The sequence below is a fragment of the Arthrobacter ginkgonis genome (genome assembly GCF_039540195.1).
Lineage (GTDB): Bacteria > Actinomycetota > Actinomycetes > Actinomycetales > Micrococcaceae > Zafaria > Zafaria ginkgonis.
This window is the reverse complement of the sequence record NZ_BAABEO010000006.1, coordinates 104,734-120,939: the sequence shown is the minus strand read 5'-3', so window position 1 is coordinate 120,939 and position 16,206 is coordinate 104,734. Positions and strand designations below refer to the sequence as shown.

At 70.6% G+C, this 16,206-nt stretch carries 13 protein-coding genes and 1 riboswitch; of the genes, 7 read left to right on the top strand and 6 right to left on the bottom strand.

Annotation, left to right across the window (positions count from 1 at the left end; all coding sequences use genetic code 11):
• Nucleotides 1–114: 114 nt before the first annotated feature.
• The 6 genes from ABD912_RS02080 to ABD912_RS02055 are packed head-to-tail and all read left to right on the top strand — an operon-like array spanning nucleotide 115 to nucleotide 6,712.
• On the top strand, nucleotides 115–1,035 hold the full coding sequence (locus ABD912_RS02080) for a transporter substrate-binding domain-containing protein (protein WP_345148100.1): 921 nt from the start codon (nucleotides 115–117) through the stop codon (nucleotides 1,033–1,035).
• Between the two features lie 53 nt (nucleotides 1,036–1,088).
• Complete coding sequence (locus tag ABD912_RS02075; RefSeq protein ID WP_345148099.1) at nucleotides 1,089–2,045, top strand: amino acid ABC transporter permease; 957 nt, start codon at nucleotides 1,089–1,091, stop codon at nucleotides 2,043–2,045.
• On the top strand, nucleotides 2,042–2,947 hold the full coding sequence (locus tag ABD912_RS02070) for an amino acid ABC transporter ATP-binding protein (protein ID WP_345148097.1): 906 nt from the start codon (nucleotides 2,042–2,044) through the stop codon (nucleotides 2,945–2,947). The genes ABD912_RS02075 and ABD912_RS02070 overlap by 4 nt, the downstream gene beginning before the upstream one ends.
• A gap of 32 nt (nucleotides 2,948–2,979) precedes the next feature.
• Nucleotides 2,980–4,212: a CaiB/BaiF CoA transferase family protein gene (locus tag ABD912_RS02065; protein ID WP_345148095.1), complete on the top strand. Its 1,233-nt coding sequence runs from the start codon at nucleotides 2,980–2,982 to the stop codon at nucleotides 4,210–4,212.
• Nucleotides 4,209–5,471, top strand: a complete 1,263-nt coding sequence (locus ABD912_RS02060; protein WP_345148093.1) for a 2-hydroxyacyl-CoA dehydratase family protein — start codon at nucleotides 4,209–4,211, stop codon at nucleotides 5,469–5,471. Before ABD912_RS02065 ends, ABD912_RS02060 begins: the two co-directional genes overlap by 4 nt.
• On the top strand, nucleotides 5,468–6,712 hold the full coding sequence (locus ABD912_RS02055; RefSeq protein WP_345148091.1) for a 2-hydroxyacyl-CoA dehydratase family protein: 1,245 nt from the start codon (nucleotides 5,468–5,470) through the stop codon (nucleotides 6,710–6,712). Before ABD912_RS02060 ends, ABD912_RS02055 begins: the two co-directional genes overlap by 4 nt.
• 85 nt (nucleotides 6,713–6,797) lie before the next feature.
• On the opposite strand, the gene ABD912_RS02050 is transcribed toward ABD912_RS02055, so the two are convergent.
• The 4 genes from ABD912_RS02050 to ABD912_RS02035 all read right to left on the bottom strand — a co-directional run bounded on the left by ABD912_RS02050 (nucleotide 6,798) and on the right by ABD912_RS02035 (nucleotide 12,096).
• Nucleotides 6,798–8,042, bottom strand: coding sequence for a cytochrome P450 (locus ABD912_RS02050; protein ID WP_345148089.1), 1,245 nt, complete (start codon nucleotides 8,040–8,042; stop codon nucleotides 6,798–6,800).
• Nucleotides 8,043–8,154: 112 nt separating this feature from the next.
• A complete protein-coding gene (locus ABD912_RS02045) occupies nucleotides 8,155–9,183 on the bottom strand; it encodes an ABC transporter substrate-binding protein (RefSeq protein ID WP_345148088.1) in 1,029 nt (342 codons plus the stop codon).
• A 31-nt stretch (nucleotides 9,184–9,214) separates the two neighbouring features.
• A complete protein-coding gene (locus ABD912_RS02040) occupies nucleotides 9,215–10,966 on the bottom strand; it encodes an ABC transporter permease (RefSeq protein ID WP_345148086.1) in 1,752 nt (583 codons plus the stop codon).
• Nucleotides 10,963–12,096 carry an ABC transporter ATP-binding protein gene (locus ABD912_RS02035; protein WP_345148085.1) on the bottom strand — a complete coding sequence of 378 codons (1,134 nt, stop codon included), beginning with the start codon at nucleotides 12,094–12,096 and terminating at the stop codon, nucleotides 10,963–10,965. Before ABD912_RS02035 ends, ABD912_RS02040 begins: the two co-directional genes overlap by 4 nt.
• Before the next feature lie 157 nt (nucleotides 12,097–12,253).
• Here ABD912_RS02035 and ABD912_RS02030 point away from each other — a divergent pair, with 157 nt between their 5' ends.
• Nucleotides 12,254–13,180 (top strand): PaaX family transcriptional regulator, encoded by a 927-nt coding sequence (locus tag ABD912_RS02030; RefSeq protein WP_345148084.1) that lies wholly within the window; start codon nucleotides 12,254–12,256, stop codon nucleotides 13,178–13,180.
• Between the two features lie 123 nt (nucleotides 13,181–13,303).
• Here ABD912_RS02030 and ABD912_RS02025 read toward each other — a convergent pair whose 3' ends face one another.
• Both ABD912_RS02025 and ABD912_RS02020 read right to left on the bottom strand, forming a co-directional pair.
• On the bottom strand, nucleotides 13,304–14,941 hold the full coding sequence (locus tag ABD912_RS02025; RefSeq protein WP_345148082.1) for a prolyl oligopeptidase family serine peptidase: 1,638 nt from the start codon (nucleotides 14,939–14,941) through the stop codon (nucleotides 13,304–13,306).
• Between the two features lie 320 nt (nucleotides 14,942–15,261).
• The gene (locus ABD912_RS02020) at nucleotides 15,262–15,822 is read right to left on the bottom strand and encodes a histidine phosphatase family protein (protein ID WP_345148080.1); all 561 of its coding nucleotides are present in this window, start codon (nucleotides 15,820–15,822) and stop codon (nucleotides 15,262–15,264) included.
• A 276-nt stretch (nucleotides 15,823–16,098) separates the two neighbouring features.
• Nucleotides 16,099–16,193, top strand: a riboswitch (SAM riboswitch).
• Nucleotides 16,194–16,206 lie beyond the last annotated feature (13 nt).

Sequence of the window (16,206 nt, the reverse complement as noted above, 5' to 3'; positions counted from 1 at the left end):
AATACAAGTCAGAATCTTGACGCGCGTAATCAAGTTGCCTAGTATCTAAGTTACGCAGATCACAGCAGCGCGTTAGGCACCACACGCGGCACACCCCCACAGCGAGGTTCACCCATGAAGAAGTTCTCCCTGCTCGGCGGCGCCCTCGGCGGCGCCCTCGCCCTTACCCTCGGCCTGACCGCCTGCGGCGGCTCCGCCCCCGCCCCGGAGGGATCGGCGCCGGCCGGCTCCACCTCCGTGAACACCTCGGCGCCGCTCTACGACGAGCTGCCGCAGGCCATCAAGGACAAGGGAGAACTGGTCTTCGCCGCCGACTCGCACCCGCCCTACCGCACCGTCGGTGCCGACGGATCAACGATCACGGGCCTGGACCCGGAGCTCCAGGCCGCGCTGTCCGAGGTGCTGGGCGTCCCGACCCGTTCCACCCTCGCCGAGGGGCTGCCGCAGATGCTCACCGGCATGCAGTCCGGCCGCTACGACGCCTTCAACGGACCCGTCAAGGCGACCCCCGAACGCCTGAAGGAGTTCGACGGCGTCAGCTGGCTCACCAGCCGCACCTCCTACCTGATCCCCGCCGAAGGCGGGCTCGCGGCCACCGACACGGCAGGGCTGTGCGGCACCACCACCGCCGGGGTCAAGGGCTCCATCACCGAGGAGCAGACCGCGAACCTGAGCACCTGGTGCCAGGAGCAGGGCCAGTCAGCCGTGACGTTCCTGGGCCTTGCGGACACCAACGCCACGCTGCTGGCCGTCGGCTCCGGCCGGGCCCAGTCCGCGGCCACGACCCAGACCGGCGCCATGGACATCCAGACCCAGCAGGACGGGAAGTGGCGCTACGTCGCCCAGACCGAGGAACAGGGCGCCGGCGTCGACCAGCTGGTCCTGCTCACCCCGAAGGCCTCGGGGATGGGCGAGGTCATGCTCAAGGCCTTCGAGGAGATCTTCGACTCGGGCGCCTACCAGCAGCTCGTCCAGAAGTGGGGGCTGGAGGAGGTCGCCGTCGAGCGGCCGGTCCTGAACCCCTCCGTCGGCTGAACCGGCGGCCAGAGATGACGTTGGCGAGAAACAGCCAGAGCCAGGAGCAGGTCATGAGTTCGAGTTCGTTGATGCACGCCCCCACCGACGGCGCCCCCGCCCCGCGGGGCACGGCGCCGCAGGCCCCGGTGGACGTGGCCTCGGCCCACGGGCGCCCCCACCCGTGGCGCTGGGCGCTGTCCGCTGCGCTGCTGCTGGTCGCCGTGGGGCTGGCGGTGTTCCTCGCCGGCAACCCCAACTTCCAGTGGGACGTCGTGGCCGAGTACCTCTTCTACCCCACCGTGCTCAAGGGCCTGGCCACCTCCGTGGTGCTCGCCGTCGTCGCGATGGTCATCGGCACGGCGCTCGGAACGGTCCTGGCCCTGGCCCAGATGGCGGAGTTCGCCCCGGCGCGCTGGGCCTCCAAGGCCTTCGTGGGGGTCTTCCGCTCGATCCCTCCGCTGGTGCAGCTGATCTTCTGGTTCAACCTCGGTTTCCTGCTGCCGAAGATCGAACTCGGCCTGCCGTTCGGGCCGGCCTTCGCCTCCTGGAACACCACCGACCTGATCACCCCGCTCACCGCGGCGATCATCGGCCTGTCCCTGCACGAGGCCGCCTACATGGCGGAGATCATCCGCTCCGGCCTGACCTCGGTGACCAGCGGCCAGCACGACGCCGCCAAGGCCGCCGGATTCACCCCGGTCCAGACGTTCTTCGGCATCGTGGTCCCCCAGGCCATGCGCGTGATCCTGCCGCCGTTCGGCAACCAGTTCATCGCCACCGTCAAGGGCACCTCGCTGGTCAGCGTCATCGCCATGTCCGACCTGCTCTTCTCCGTGCAGGCGATCGCGGACCGCACCTACCAGGTGGTGCCGATGCTCATCGTCGCCTGCCTCTGGTACCTGGGGGTCGTCACCGTCCTGACGTACTTCCAGCGCATCCTCGAGCGCCGCTACGGGCGCGGCTACGACGCCGCCCCCGCCAAGCGCGCCGGCATCCCGTTCAGCCCCTGGAAGAAGGCCGCGAAATGACCACCGCCCACACCCCGGAACCGATCCTGCAGGTCCACCAGCTGACCAAGACCTTCGCCGGGTTCCAGGCCCTGAACGGCGTCGACTTCTCCGTCAACGAGGGCGAGGTGGTGGTGGTCATCGGCCCCTCCGGCTCCGGCAAGTCGACCCTGGTCCGGTGCGTCCACCAGCTTGAAACGATCGACGGCGGCTCCGTCTACCTGGACGGGGAGCTGCTCGGCTACGAGCACCACCGCTCCGGGGTGCGGCCGCTGACCCCGCGCGCCGTCGCGGCCCAGCGCCGCCGCATCGGCATGGTCTTCCAGCAGTTCAACCTTTTCCCGCACTGGACGATCCTGGAGAACGTCACCCGCCCGCACCGCATGTCCCACGGTGTCGGCGCGGCGGAGGCCGAGCAGCGCGCCCGGCTCCTGCTCAAGCAGGTGGGCCTGGAGCACAAGGCCGACGCCCACCCCCGGGAGCTCTCCGGCGGACAGCAGCAGCGGGTCGCGATCGCCCGCGCGCTGGCCCCGGCCCCGCGCATCATGCTCTTCGACGAGCCCACCAGCGCGCTGGACCCGGAGCTGGTCGACGAGGTGCTGGCCGTGCTGCGCGACGTGGCCCGCAGCGGCGTGACGATGGTCGTGGTCACCCACGAGATGGAGTTCGCCCGGCAGATGGGCGACCGCGTGGTGTTCATGGACGCCGGACGCGTCGTCGAACAGGGCACCGCCGAGCAGATCTTCAACCACCCCAAATCGGACCGCCTCAAGGCCTTCCTCAGCCGCTTCCGTGCCCAGGGCGCCCGCCCCGAGGAGGCGGCCCCGGCCGCACCGGACGCCACGGCGCCCGTCCCCACCGAACCCACCGCCGCGGACCGCATGCAGGCCGCGCCGGCCCGCCCCGGACGCCGAAGCGCATGAGCGCCGCGACCGACACCGACGAAGGAGCCGCCATGAGCAGCCGCCCCCTGGAGGGACTGACCGTCCTGGACCTGACTACCGCGCTGGCCGGACCGTACGCCACGCTGCTGCTCGGGGGGCTCGGGGCACGCGTGATCAAGATCGAGAACCCGGCCACCGGCGGCGACGCGGCCCGCAATAACTCCCCCTACCTGACCCCCAACGGCATGCAGGTCACCCGCGGGAGCGAAGCGGACATGTCCGTCTCGATGCTCTCCCGGGGACGCAACAAGGAATCCATCACCCTGGACCTGAAGCGCCCCGAGGGCCGGGCGACGCTCCTGGACCTGGCCGCCCGCGCCGACATCCTGGTGGAGAACTACAGCGCCGGGGTCACCGGCCGGCTCGGCATCGACTACGCCACCCTGCGCACGGTGAACCCTGCCCTGATCTATACCTCCATCAGCGGTTTCGGGGCCGACGGCGGGGAGGGCCGGGCCATGGACACGATCATCCAGGCGCTCAGCGGGGTCATGATGACCGCGGGCGAGCCCGGGGCCGGACCGGTGCGCTTCGGGCTGCCGATCGGGGACCTCTCGGCCCCGCTCTTCGCGACGATCGGCACGCTGGCCGCCGTCGTGCACCGCCAGCAGACCGGGCTGGGACAGCACGTGGACGTCTCGATGCTCGGCTCGCTCACCTCGCTGGTGGCCTCCGAGCCGTTCGACGCGTTCGAGGAGATCGGGCTGCCGGTGCGCACCGGCGAGCACGTGCCGCGCCTGGCCCCGTTCGGCACGTTCGCCGCCGCCGACGGCTGGTTCGCGCTCTGCGCGCCCACCGACAAGTTCGCCCGCGGGGTGCTCGCCTCGCTCGGGGATCCGGCGCTGCTCGGCGACGAGCGCTTCGCCCGCCGCGACGGCCGCGTGGAGCACGCGGACGCGCTCCACGGCCTCATCGCCGACTGGGCCCGCGACCTGCCGCTGGCCACCGCGATCGAGGCCCTGGAAGGCAACGACGTGCCGGTCGCCGAGGTCCGGGATCCGGCGGCGGCGCTGCGCGACGAGCGCGTGCGCGAGCGCGGGGAGGTCGTGAAGCTGGCGCTGCCCGACGGGCAGGAGGCCGCCGACGTCTACGGACCCGGCATGCCGTTCCTGATGTCGGGGGCGGACATCGGGCTGACCAGGCCGGCGCCCCGGCTCGGCCAGCACACCGTCGAGGTGCTGCAGTCCGTCCTCGGCTACTCGCCGGACCGCATCGACACGCTCAAGCGGGAGGGTGTGCTGTGACCGCGGCCGCCGAGCTGGACCAGCTCTACACCCACCGCCACGAGCGGGCCCGGGCCGCAGCCGCGTCCGGCACGCCGGTCATCGGCATCGTGGGGGCCGACGTGCCGCGCGAGCTGGTGCTGGCCGCCGGGGCCCTCCCGGTCCGCCTGCACGCAGCCGCGCCTACCAACTTCACGCCCACCAACACCGCGCCCGACGCCGACCACTCCTCCCAGGCCGACCCGTCCCCCGAGACGGTCCGTTCGGCCGGGTACCGGCGCGCGGCCGAGCTGCTCGGGGCCACCGAGGAGGCGGCCATCGAGCTGCTCGGGCGCATCCTGGACGGAGAGCTCGCGTTCCTCACCGGGCTGCTGATTTCCCACGACCGCGACTCCTCGCTGCGGATCTTCCAGGTGCTGCGCGAGCTGGCCAAGGCCGATCCGACGCTGCCGCCGGTCCACCTGATCGACCTGCTGCACCTGCCCCGCGCCGCCACCGAAACCTACAACCTGGCCCAAATCCGGCGCGCCGCCGTCGTCCTGGGCGAGTGGACTGGGGCCCCGATCGAGGCCGCCGCGCTCGCGGCGGCCATCGAGGAAGCCACGGCCGTGCACGGCGCCCTCCTCGGGGCCCACTCCGCACGCATCGACGGGCTCCTCGCCGGCAGCACCGTGCTGCGGCTGTTCGCCGCCGCCGAGGCCCTGGCCCCGACGGACGCGCTCGACCTGATCGACCGCACGCTCGCCGAGGCGCCCGCTCCCCTGCCCGGTTCTCCCCTGCCTGGCCCGGCCGGCGGCGACGCCGGACGCGCCCCCGCGGTCTTCCTCAGCGGCAGCGCCCAGGAAACGGACGCGCTCTACCGGGGCATCGAGGCGGCCGGATGGCAGGTGGTGGGCGAGGACCACCACCGCGGCCTGCTAGCCACCACGATCAGGGTCGAGACCCCCGCCACAGAGGCAGGCGACGCCGGCACGCTGGACGGGCTGCTGGCCGCCCTGGCCCGGGCCTATGGGCTCCGCGGCCCGGATTCGGCCACGGCCTCGGCCGCCGACCGCGCCTCCTGGACGGTCGCCGAGGCCCGCCGCGCCGGAGCCGACGCGATCCTGTCCTGGGTGCACGAGCGCGACGACGCCCCCCGCTGGGACTTCCCGCGGCTGCGCGAGGCCGCCGCCCGCCACTCGCTTCCCGCCGCACTCAGCAGCGGGCAGGCTCCCGACCCCGAGGTCTTGGACCAGTTTTTGGGCCAACTACACCCGTGCGCCGAGGAGGCCACCCGATGACCGCGACCCGACTCGACAGCGCCCTCGAGGCGAGCCGCTTCCAGAAGGAATGGTTCGCCCGGCTGCGCGAACGGGTGCTCGGCGGGGAGCCGCTGGCCCTGGTGAACGCCGATGCCCCGCAGGAGATCCTGCGCGCCATGGACATCCCCTACGTGGTCAACCAGTGGTGGGCCTCGCTCGTGGGCGCCAAGCGCCTGGCCGACCGCAGCCTCGACGCGCTGCGGGCCGAGGGCTACCCGGACGACTCGCGCCAGTACGACGCCGTCGCGCTCGGTTCGGTGGACCTGCCCGGGGACGTAGCCCCGTGGGGCGGACTCCCCCGTCCGGGCCTGGTCATCGCCGAAAACAGCGGCGACGCGGCGCGGAAGGTCTTCGATCTCTGGGCCGAGACCGGGGACACCACGTTCTTCCCGTTCGAGCGCTCCGCCGCCGTCGACGTGCCCTCCCGCTGGTGGGAGCTGGTCCCCGAACGGTGGGAGGAGGCCTTCGGCAAGGACCGCCTGGACCTGATGGTGGCCGAGAACCGGGAGCTCGTGGAGTTCCTGGAGGGCTGGACCGGCCGGCGCTTCGAGATGGACCGGCTGGCCGAGGTCATGGACCGCGTCAACCAGCAGGCCGAATGGAACCGCAAGTCCCGCGACCTGATCGCGGCGGCCCGCCCCATGCCCGTGAGCGTGCATGACACCATCAATTCCGTGATGATCCCGCAGTGGCACCGCGGCACCCAGTGGGCCGTGGACGCCGCCCGCGCGTTCCACGACGAGATCGCCGCGGCGATCGAGGCCGGCCGGGCGGTCTGCCCGAACGAGCGCAAGCGGCTGATGTGGATCGGGCGCGGGCTGTGGTTCGACATGGACCTCTACCGCCGGTTCGAGGAACGGCATGGCGCGGTGTTCGTGTGGTCGATGTACCTGGCCATCGCCGCCGACGGCTACCCGCGCTACGGCGAGGACCCGATGCGCGCCCTGGCCGCGCGCTTCACCGGGTTCACCGACCAGCTCTACATGCCCGGCTGGGCCGGCGAGTGGTACCTGAAGGAGGCCCGGCTCCACGGCGTCGACGGCGTGGTGCACCTGGTGGCCGACGACATCCCCGGCGCCCGGCTGACCACCGAGATGCTGGAGGCCGCGGGGATCCCGGTGCTGGAGATCCACGCCAGCAACGCCGACCCGCGTTCGGCCGCCGCGGCCCGGCTGGGCGAGGACATCGAGCGGTTCATCGTCGAGCGCGTGAAGGACTGATCGGCGCCCCTGAAGACCCACGCGTATGGGCCCGCACTCCTTTCGGAGTGCGGGCCCATACGCGTTGGCAAACTTACCGCCCCATTCAGAGCGCGATGAATTCCAGCGGGACGAAGTTGGTGCCCCATTCGGCCCACTTGGCCATCCCGGGGTCGCCGGTGAGCCGGAACTCCGCCCGCGCGAGCGCCTCTTCCAGGGTGGCGACGAGCATAACGCGGGCCAGCGGGGCGCCGGGGCAGCTGTGGGTGCCGCGGCCGAAGCTGATGTGGTCCTTGATGTTGTCCCGGTCCAGGACGAACGTGTCCGGGTCCTCGAAGACGCGCGGGTCGCGGTTGGCCGCGGTGTACACCAGCGCGATGGGGTCGTCCTGGAGGATCTCCTGGCCGGCGACGATCGTGTCCTGCCGGGCGGTGCGGGCCATGCCGCGGTAGGGGTTGTAGAGCCGGAGGAACTCCTCGACCGCGGCCGGGATCTTCGCCGGGTTCGCGCGCAGGAACTCCTGCAGTTCGGGGTCCCGCGCCAGGTGCACGAACATGTTGCCGATGAAGACGCTGGGGGCGACCATCCCGGTGACGATCAGCTGGCGCACGCAGCCGAGCACCATTGCGTCGGGCAGCGGACCGCCGTCGTACTCGGTGGCGATCAGCGCCGCGGTCAGGTCCTCCTCGGGGCTGTAGGACCCGTCGGCGCGCTCGTCGATGATCAGCTGGGCGATCTCGTACAGCCGGCCGCTGAGCTTCTTGACGGTCTCGTGATCCAGGACCTGGATCGCGTCGACGTAGGTGCCGGACACCTGCTTGATCTCGGTGCTCAGGTCGACGGTGAGGTTGAAGAAGTCGGCGAAGACGTGGGCCGGGAGCTTCTGCGCGTACTCCAGGGCCATGTTGGCCTCGCCGCGGGCCACCAGCGGATCCAGCAGCTCGCGCACGCTGCGGCGGACCCGCGGTTCCATGGCGCGCATCTTCGGCGGGGTGAAGAACTTGTTGATGACCCTGCGGTAGGCCATGTGCTCCGGCGGGTCCAGGTGCAGCGGGGGGCGCACCCCGGTGAAGGCGAACTTGGGGATCGCGTTCTGCTTCGAGGTGGTGAACCTGTCGATGTCGGTGATGACCTCAAGCAGTTCGGGGTAGCCGAGCATGGCCCAGAAGCCGCCGAACTCCTGGCTGCGCGCCACCGGGCACTTGGACCGCAGCTCGCGGAACTGGGCGTGGGCGCTGTCGAAGGTCTCCGGGCCCTGCGGATCGAAGTCGTGGTCGTCGCGCCGGTTGTGGGCCGGGCATCCGGCCGGCGGGAGGATGGTGGCAGGGTCTGCTTGGGTGATCGGTTCCATGGGGTCCTCGCTGCGGGAAGTGGCTCGTGAAGTGGTGCGTGAAGCGGTTCATGGGCGCGGCGGGGATGGCGGCGCTCGCCGCCACCCCCGCCGGCGGGATTAGTTCAGGGGATTAATTCAGGCCCAGCAGGGAGCGGATCTCGGCGACGTCGGCCAGCTGCACGTCGGAAACGCGGGTGAAGCGCTCGCTCGCGGCGGCGTCCAGCGGCGAGATGGCGGCGGTGTCGTCGTTGAGCAGCTTGTTGCCGTCCTCGGACATCAGGTAGCTGGCCAGCAGCTTGGCCCCGGCGGGGTTCGCCGAGCTCTTCGAGAGCGCGACGGCGGCCTCCGGTCCGGTGGTCGGGGCGAGCCCGACCAGCTGGACCGGGGCGCCGGACTTCTGCAGGTTGTTCACGATCGCGGCCACGCCCGGGAAGCCCAGGTCGGCCTCGCCCGCGGCGATGCCCTGGGTCAGGGGCACGGCCCCGCCCATCCACTTCGGCTCGTTCGCGGCGATCTCGCGCAGGAAGCCGTCGCCGTACTTCTCCTTCATCAGGCTCCAGAAGGCGATGTTGGCCGGGGAGGAGTCGGGTTCGGCCAGCATGATCTTGCCCTTGTAGGCCGGATCCGCGTAGATCTTCCAGTCGGCCGGGACGGCGGTGATGGCATCGGAGTTCAGCACCACCTCGCTGGGGATCAGCGAGACGATCGGGGTGGCGCCGTCGTGGGTGTAGAGCTTCTCCGGGAAGCCGGACGCGCCCGGGACGCCGGCGTCCTTCACCGGGGCGATCCAGCCGTTGGCCAGCGCGTCGTCGAAGAACGGGGAGTCGGTCATCAGCACGACGTCGGCGGCGGCCTTGCCGGAGGCGGCCTCGGCGGAGTAGCGCTGGATCAGGTCCCCGGTCACCAGGCGGACGGGCTCGACCTGGACCCCGTACCGGGCGGTGAAGTCCTCGGAGATCACGCGCAGCGAAGCCTCGTCGATCATGCTGTAGAAGGTCACCGCGCCGGCGGACTTCGCCTCGGTGATCAGGGCCTGGGTCTCGGCGTCGAAGCTCGGTGCGGCCGAGGGCGACTCACTGGCGCCGCCGCCGCCCGCGCAGGCGGTCAGCAGGGAGAGTCCGGCCACGGCGGCCAGGGTGGATTGCAGGATTTTCTTCACGGGGATGTCCTTTCGAATGCGCCGGACGGCGCTAGCCAATGCGGGATTTGCTGATGCCGAAGCGCTTGGAGATCCAGAGGACGGCAACCAGCACGGTGCCGGTCACCAGCACCAGGAAGGCGGAGAGGGCGGCCAGGGTCGCGTAGGAGCCGCCGTTGAAGACCTCCATGATGCGGAAGCCCAGCACCACGTTGCTGGTTCCGGAGAGGATCGCCGAGGCCGTCAGGTCCCCCACGATGCGGATGAACAGCAGCGCCCACCCGCCGACCAGGCCCGGGGTCATCAGCGGAATGTAGACCCTGAAAAACGTTTTCCAGTCGTTGCCGCCGCTGACCTTGGAGGCCTCGTCGAGTTCGCGGCCCACCACCGCCACCGCGGCGTCCGAGGCGATGGAGGCCTGCGGCAGGTAGAGGGCCAGGTAGCCGAGCAGCAGGATCAGCCAGGTGCCGCCGAGGTTGAAGGGTTCGCGCCCCAGCAGCAGCAGGATGCCGACGGCGATCACCATGTGGGAAATGGAGGCCGGCAGCTTGATCGCCGCATCCAGGCCCTGGGTGAAGGCGTTGCGTCGCCTGGCCACGTAGAGGGAGACCATGGCGGCGGCGACGATGCCGATCAGGCCGCCCACGATCCCCAGCGTGATGCTGTTGGCGAAGGCCTCCCGGGTCTGGGGGTCCTCGACCAGGGCCGTCCGAAAGGCGGTGAGGCTGAGCGAGTCCCACTTGATCTTCGGCGTCCAGTATCCGTTGAGCGCCACCAGGAACAGGCCCACCATGGGCAGGATGGTGGAGACGAACACGTAGAGCATGACCGCTCCGCGCACCACCGGCCGCCAGGGGCCGAGCCGGGTGATGGTGCGGGCGCTGCTCTTGCCGCCGATGCTGCTGAAGCGGGAGTTCTTCAGGATCCAGAACTGCACGTAGTAGGAGACGCCGACGAAGAGCATCACGATCGCGCTCAGTCCGATCGCCAGGTCCTCCTGCGGCGGGTAGGAGAAGGTCAGCAGCTTCACGATCCGCACGGCGATCATGTCGATGTGCGCGGGGGTGCCGATGATGGCGGCAATGGAGAACATGCCGAAGCCGAACCAGGTGCACAGCAGGAAGCCGGCGCCCAGGGACGGCGCCAGCGCCGGCAGCGTGACCCGGCGCAGCGTCGTGAAGTGGCTGGCGCCGCTGAGTCGGGACGCCTCCTCGAGGCTGGAGTCCATCGACTGCATCGCGGCCGAGACGTTCATGTACACGTAGGGGACCGCGTAGAAGGTGTAGACCATGATCAGGCCGTACCAGCTGTTGATGTCGAAGGGGCCCGACTCCAGTTCGACGCCGAAGAGCCCCAGCCCGCCGCGGATCCAGGCATTGAGCAGCCCCGCGTTCGGGGAGAGCAGCATGGTCCAGCCCACCGCGCCCGCCACCGGCGGCAGCAGGAAGGGCAGGTAGGGCAGCACGTCGTTGAGCAGCCCGAAGCGGGCATCCGTGCGCTCGTTGGCCCAGGCGACGGCGAAGCCGATGACGACGGCGAGCAGGCTGCTGGCCAGCACCACCAGGAGCGTGTCACCGATCATCTTCCACAGGTCGGGGATCGCGAGCGTGTCCAGGATCGGGTCGAGCGTCAGCGCCCCGTCCTTGATGAACAGGTTGGCCAGGACCTTCAGCAGCGGCAGGCTCACCAGCGCCACCAGCACCACCGCGATGGCCAGCGAAACGGCGTTGAAGGTGGAGGGGCGTCCAGGCAGCTTGGACGGCTTCGGCGGCTTGGGCGCGCGCGGCAGCAGGGTGGTACTCATGCGCCGACCCTGACGGCGTCGGGCTCGGCCACGGCCGCGTCCTCGGTGGGGAAGACCATGATGTCCTCGGGGTTGATCCCGATCCACACGTCCTCGTCCCGGACGAAGCGGTCGGGGCCGCTGGTCCAGATGCGGGAGCTGACCTCGCCGCTGCGCACCAGGTACTCGGTGTGGGTGCCCAGGTACAGCGAGGCGACGATCCGTCCCGGCAGCGCGTTGCGGCCCACGGGACGTTCGCGGCTCAGCTGCCCGTTCTCCGGCCGCCACAGCAGGTTGGCCGCCGTGCACGCCGGGGCGCCGGAACCGGCATGGAGGGTCCCCAGCTCGGTCTCGAAACCGTCCCCGGAGCTGCGCTGCCGTCCGGAGAGCTGGTTGGTGTTGCCGATGAACTTGGCCACGTACTCGGTGGCGGGCCGGGCGTAGACCTCGGTGGGGGTGCCGATCTGCTGGACCTTGCCGCGGTCCAGCACCGCGATGCGGGTCGCCAGCTCCATCGCCTCCGCCTGGTCGTGCGTGACGAAGAGCGCGGTGAACCCCAGCCGGCGCTGGGTGGCCAGCAGTTCGATGCGCAGCTGTTCGCGCACCTTGGCGTCGACGTTGGACAGCGGCTCGTCGAAAAGGACCACGGTCGAGTCGTTGACCAGCGCGCGGGCCAGCGCCACGCGCTGCTGCTGCCCGCCGCTGAGCTGCGCCGGGTACTGGGCGCCGAGCTCCCCGATGCCCACCATCGACAGCGCCGCGGCGACCTTGTCCTTCATGGCGGGCCGGCCCAGCCGGTCGGTCTTGCGGTTCTCCAGCGGATAGCGCACGTTCTGCTCCGCGGTCATGTGCGGCCAGAGCGCGTAGGACTGGAACATCATGCTCAGGTTGCGGCGTTCCGGGCTCACGCAGGTGCCGCGCTCGCCGTCGAACACGGGGGTCCCGTTGACCTGGATGGAGCCGGAGTCGGGGGTCTCGAGGCCCGCGACCGAGCGCAGCAGCGTGGTCTTGCCGCATCCGCTGGGGCCGAGCAGCACCACGAATTCGCCGGGTTCGACCTCGAGGTTGGCGTCGTCTATGGCCGCCACGACGGCGCCGTCGCGGCGGCGGAAGTGCTTGGTCAGCTGGCGGATGGAAAGCGAGTGGTCCATGCGGTGGGGGTCCTCTTCGGGCGTTGGGCACATCCACCAGTGAGAGGCGGATCACAGCCTTGATTCTCTGCAAATTAAAGACGATCGTCAAGCTTTGTTGTTAAGTCGCGGTCGATTAAGCTGGTCATGTCAGCAAAAGTCAGGACGTGGAGTGCGCATGGAACGGTTCGAGGCCCAGGGCTTTCTGGAGCCGCTGCGCGGCCGCGTGGTGGAGGGGCCCCGGCCCCGGCAACTCCTGGTGACGCTGATGGCCGACTACTGGCTGGCCGAGGGCGCGATCGCCCCCTCGGGAGCCCTGGTGGACCTGATGTCGGACCTGGGCGTGCCCGAGTCGGGCACCCGGACGCTGCTGAGCCGGCTGGCCAAGGAGGAACGCCTGATCGCGGTCCGCGACGGCCGGCGCACCTTCTACCGCCTGTCCGACGGGTCCCGCACGCGCCTGGCCTCGGGCCTGCGCCAGATCTCCGAATTCGCGCCGCCTGACCGGCCCGGCCCCGGGCTGTGGACGGCCATCGCGTTCTCCATTCCCGAAAACCGCCGCACCACGCGCCAGCAACTGCGCAAGGGGCTCTCCTGGCTGGGCTTCGCCCCGCTCTACGACGGGCTGTGGATCACTCCGCGGCCCGTGGCGCGGGAGGCGACGGCGCTGTGCGCGAAGCTCGGGCTGGAGTCGGCATCGGTGTTCCAGGGCCAGATCGACGGCATCGGATCCGCGCACGGAAACCCCACGGACGCCTGGGATACCGCGGAGGTGCACGAGCTCTACGGCGAATTCATTGCCCAGCTGAGCCCGGTCCTTGCCGCACTGGAGGAAGGCCCCTTTGCGCCGGCCACGTCACTGGCCTGCCGCACGGCGCTGATCAACGTCTGGCGCGCGTTCCTGCGCCTGGATCCGGAACTGCCGCTGGAACTGCTGCCCGCGGGCTGGCGCCGCACCGAGGCGCAGGCGCTGTTTGCCCGGATCTATGACGGCCTGGCCCCGACGGCCGTCGCCCACGTCCGGGACACGGTGGCCCGCCACTCCCCCGCGCACGTCGACTTCGTGGCCGGGCACATGCTCCGTACCCGCCTCTGGGCCTCCTGAAGCGGCCGAATCACCGCCGAACCAAAAAGGATCGCGGCCGGGGTTGGCCGCGATCCTTTCGTTGGGGCGCCCCCAGTGGCGCCTCAAGCGGGGCCCGTCAGGACAGCGCCCCAGGACAGTGCATCAAGACAGCGGGCAGCCCACCGAACCGCCGAAGGCGTCGATCTGCCCGCCCAATTCCCGCTCCTGCGCCGGGCTCAGCGCGCGGTTTCCGGGAACCTTCTCCGCCACCGAGCCCAAGGCGCCGCAGGCCTGCTTGAGCCGGCCTGCGTTCAGGTGCTTGGCGGCGTTGCGCAGGCCGTTGGCCAGGTCGGGTGCCCGGCCGGCGGCCAGGTCATCGGCATACAGGCTCAGGTAGCTGTGGCGGTTGGTGAAGTCCCAGGTGCGCAGCGGCGCGGCGTCGGAGTGCTCGATGAAGTTCGCCGGGGCCGGACCCACCCCAACCCCTTCCACGGTGGCGGCCCGCTCGTTCAGCGCCGCGGCCGAGGTCGCGGGCCACACGCCGGTGCCGATCCTGGACTCCAGGGTCGCGAACGCCGCCAGGTACTCGCGGAAGGTCTGGGTGCTGTGGCCGGCGCGGCCGATGAAGGCGGTGCGCAGTTGGGCGGAGCTCCCGGCCGCGGCGAAGGTCTGGACGTAGGCGGCATCCAACGGCACCGCGTCCGCGCCGTCGCCGATGGTCTTGATGCTGAGCACCGGCCGCTGGCCGGTGTCCCCGGTGAAGGTGCCCTTCTCGTCCAGGGTGCCGATCGCCGCCGCGTCCGCGGAGTAGCGCGGGGCCCCCGCCAGCCTCGCGAGGTCGTCCTCGACGTCGAGGCCCGCCTTGTCATACCAGTAGCGGACCCGCTCGATCGCCCCGGAATCCTCCAGCAGTGCGGCGTAATCGACGCCGTGGTTCCACACCACCGGGCCCCCGGCCATGTCCTCGATCTCCTTGTGGACGAACTGCGGGTTCGCCCAGGCGAAGCTGTCGGCGATGCGCTGCGCCTGATCCTCGAAGTCGTTCGCGCCGGGCGCCTCCGCACCGGAGGGCCACGCGGTGGCCTGCTCCAGCGCGCTGGCCAGCATCAGCCGGGCCGTGCCGGCGTCGTCCCCGCGGGCCTTCTCCACCAAGGCGGCGAGGGCGACGTCCTGCTGGTAGTCGGGGCCGTAGCTCGCCCCGGCGGGAATGTCGGGGAGGTTGTTGATGGCCAGCGGGGCCGCGGGGTCCACCAGCGTCTTCAGGGCCCACACCGCGTCGGCCTTGCTCAGCCAGGAACCGAGCACCCCCGCTCCGCCGCCGGCGAAGGCCAGCGCCCCGTCGAAAACGTCGGGGCGATGCTCGACGGACATGCGGGCCACGAAGCCACCCCGCGAGGCCCCGACGGCAATCGTCCTGGCGGGCTCCTCCGTTCCGGCCTCCATGAGTTCGCCGCGGGTGGCCACGAGGTCGTCCACGTACTTCTTGATCTCGTAGGCCGTCTGGTTCTGGGTGCGCTGAATGCCGCCGATGCCGTAGCCGTGGGAGAGGAACCACTCCCGCTTTTCCCCGGTCCACCGGTTGAAGTCCAGGTCCAGCACCAGGGTGCCGTTCCAGTCCTCCGGGGTCACCGCCTCATACACCACCTCGCCGGGCTCGTCCTGATGGAAAACCCCCTTGACCTGATGGGCTTCATCCTCGGCGGCCACGGCGGGTGCTGGCACCAGGGCCAGCGGCGTTGCCGCGAGGGCGACGGCGGCGGCGAGCGCGCGCAAGCGTGTAGGGCGTGGACGGTTCTTCATTGAATGCCTCCAACTCGTTTCCGGGCGGGGAGGAATGCGCCGCGGAAGGATTCCCAGCACAAAAGGACCTCACCGCGAAAAGATCGTCAGTGCGGAAGGAATGGCTTCGGCGCGGAAAGATTCGCGGCGGGCGGCAAGGGCGCCGACTTGGAGCCGCCCCTTGCCGGCCCGCCGTGAACCGCGCACCCCGCACGTTGAGTATCTTCAAATTTGAGACGATCGTCAATGCTTTTTAATACATGCCCGTCCCGGGATGGCCACGAAAAAGCCGGCGGTCCCGGCCTGTGGAGGGGCAGGAACCGCCGGCTATCGAGGGCTGCCTACTGTCTTGGCATGAGCGCGCGCGGGCGGACGTCCCGGCCCCGGGCGTCCCAGTCCAGTTCCAGGACCTGGCCGTTCTCCACGTGCGGGTGGCTGCCGCCGAGCACCGCATTCAGCGTCAGGCGGATGATCGTGCCGTGGGCGACCACCACGATCCGCCGTCCGGGGTACTCGGCCGCCAGGCGGTCAATGGCGCCCACTCCGCGCGCCGCCACGGAGGCCTCTGGTTCCCCCGTGGCCAGCAGGGCGTCGATCTGGGGCCGGGGAAGCCCCTGCACAATGCGGCCCTCACCCGCGCCGTAGTTCCGCTCCACCAGATCGGGCAGCCGGAGGGACGGCTGAAGCCCGATCAGCGCTCCGATGATGTCCGCGCTCTCGGCGGCGCGATGGAGCGTCGAGGAGACCAGCAGGTCCCACCGTCCGCGTCCCAGCGCCAGGCCGGCTTCCCGCGCCTGTCCCCGGCCGGCGTCGTTCAGCGGGATGTCCCTGCTGCCCTGCAACCGCCCTTGGGCGTTCCAGTCCGTTTCCCCGTGCCTGACAAAAGCGATCCGTGCCTGCATGCGCCCAAGTCTAGGCGGCGAGGGACCCGCGCCGAGCGGAGCGAGGTGTGGGAGCCACCTGGACGCTATGAGCCGAGGGCCCCGATCCGAGCGCCAGCGAGGATTGGGAGGCTCATGGACGCTAGGCGGCGAGGGACCCGCGCCGAGCGGAGCGAGGTGTGGGAGCAGTCTGAACGATAACGGGGGACCGCCGCCGGATCTTCGGTCAGATCGCGGCCACGCGCAACGGTGGTCAACATTCTTTGATCGGGGGGCCGGTTTTTGGGAGGATGGTTCGGTCCATCCCGAGTGGCTGAGAGATCTGGCTCCCTGACGCCGCAGCAACCTTCCGGACGCCGCCGGAAAGGTGCTACCGCCAGAAACGATGGGGAAGGCGCGAGCTTT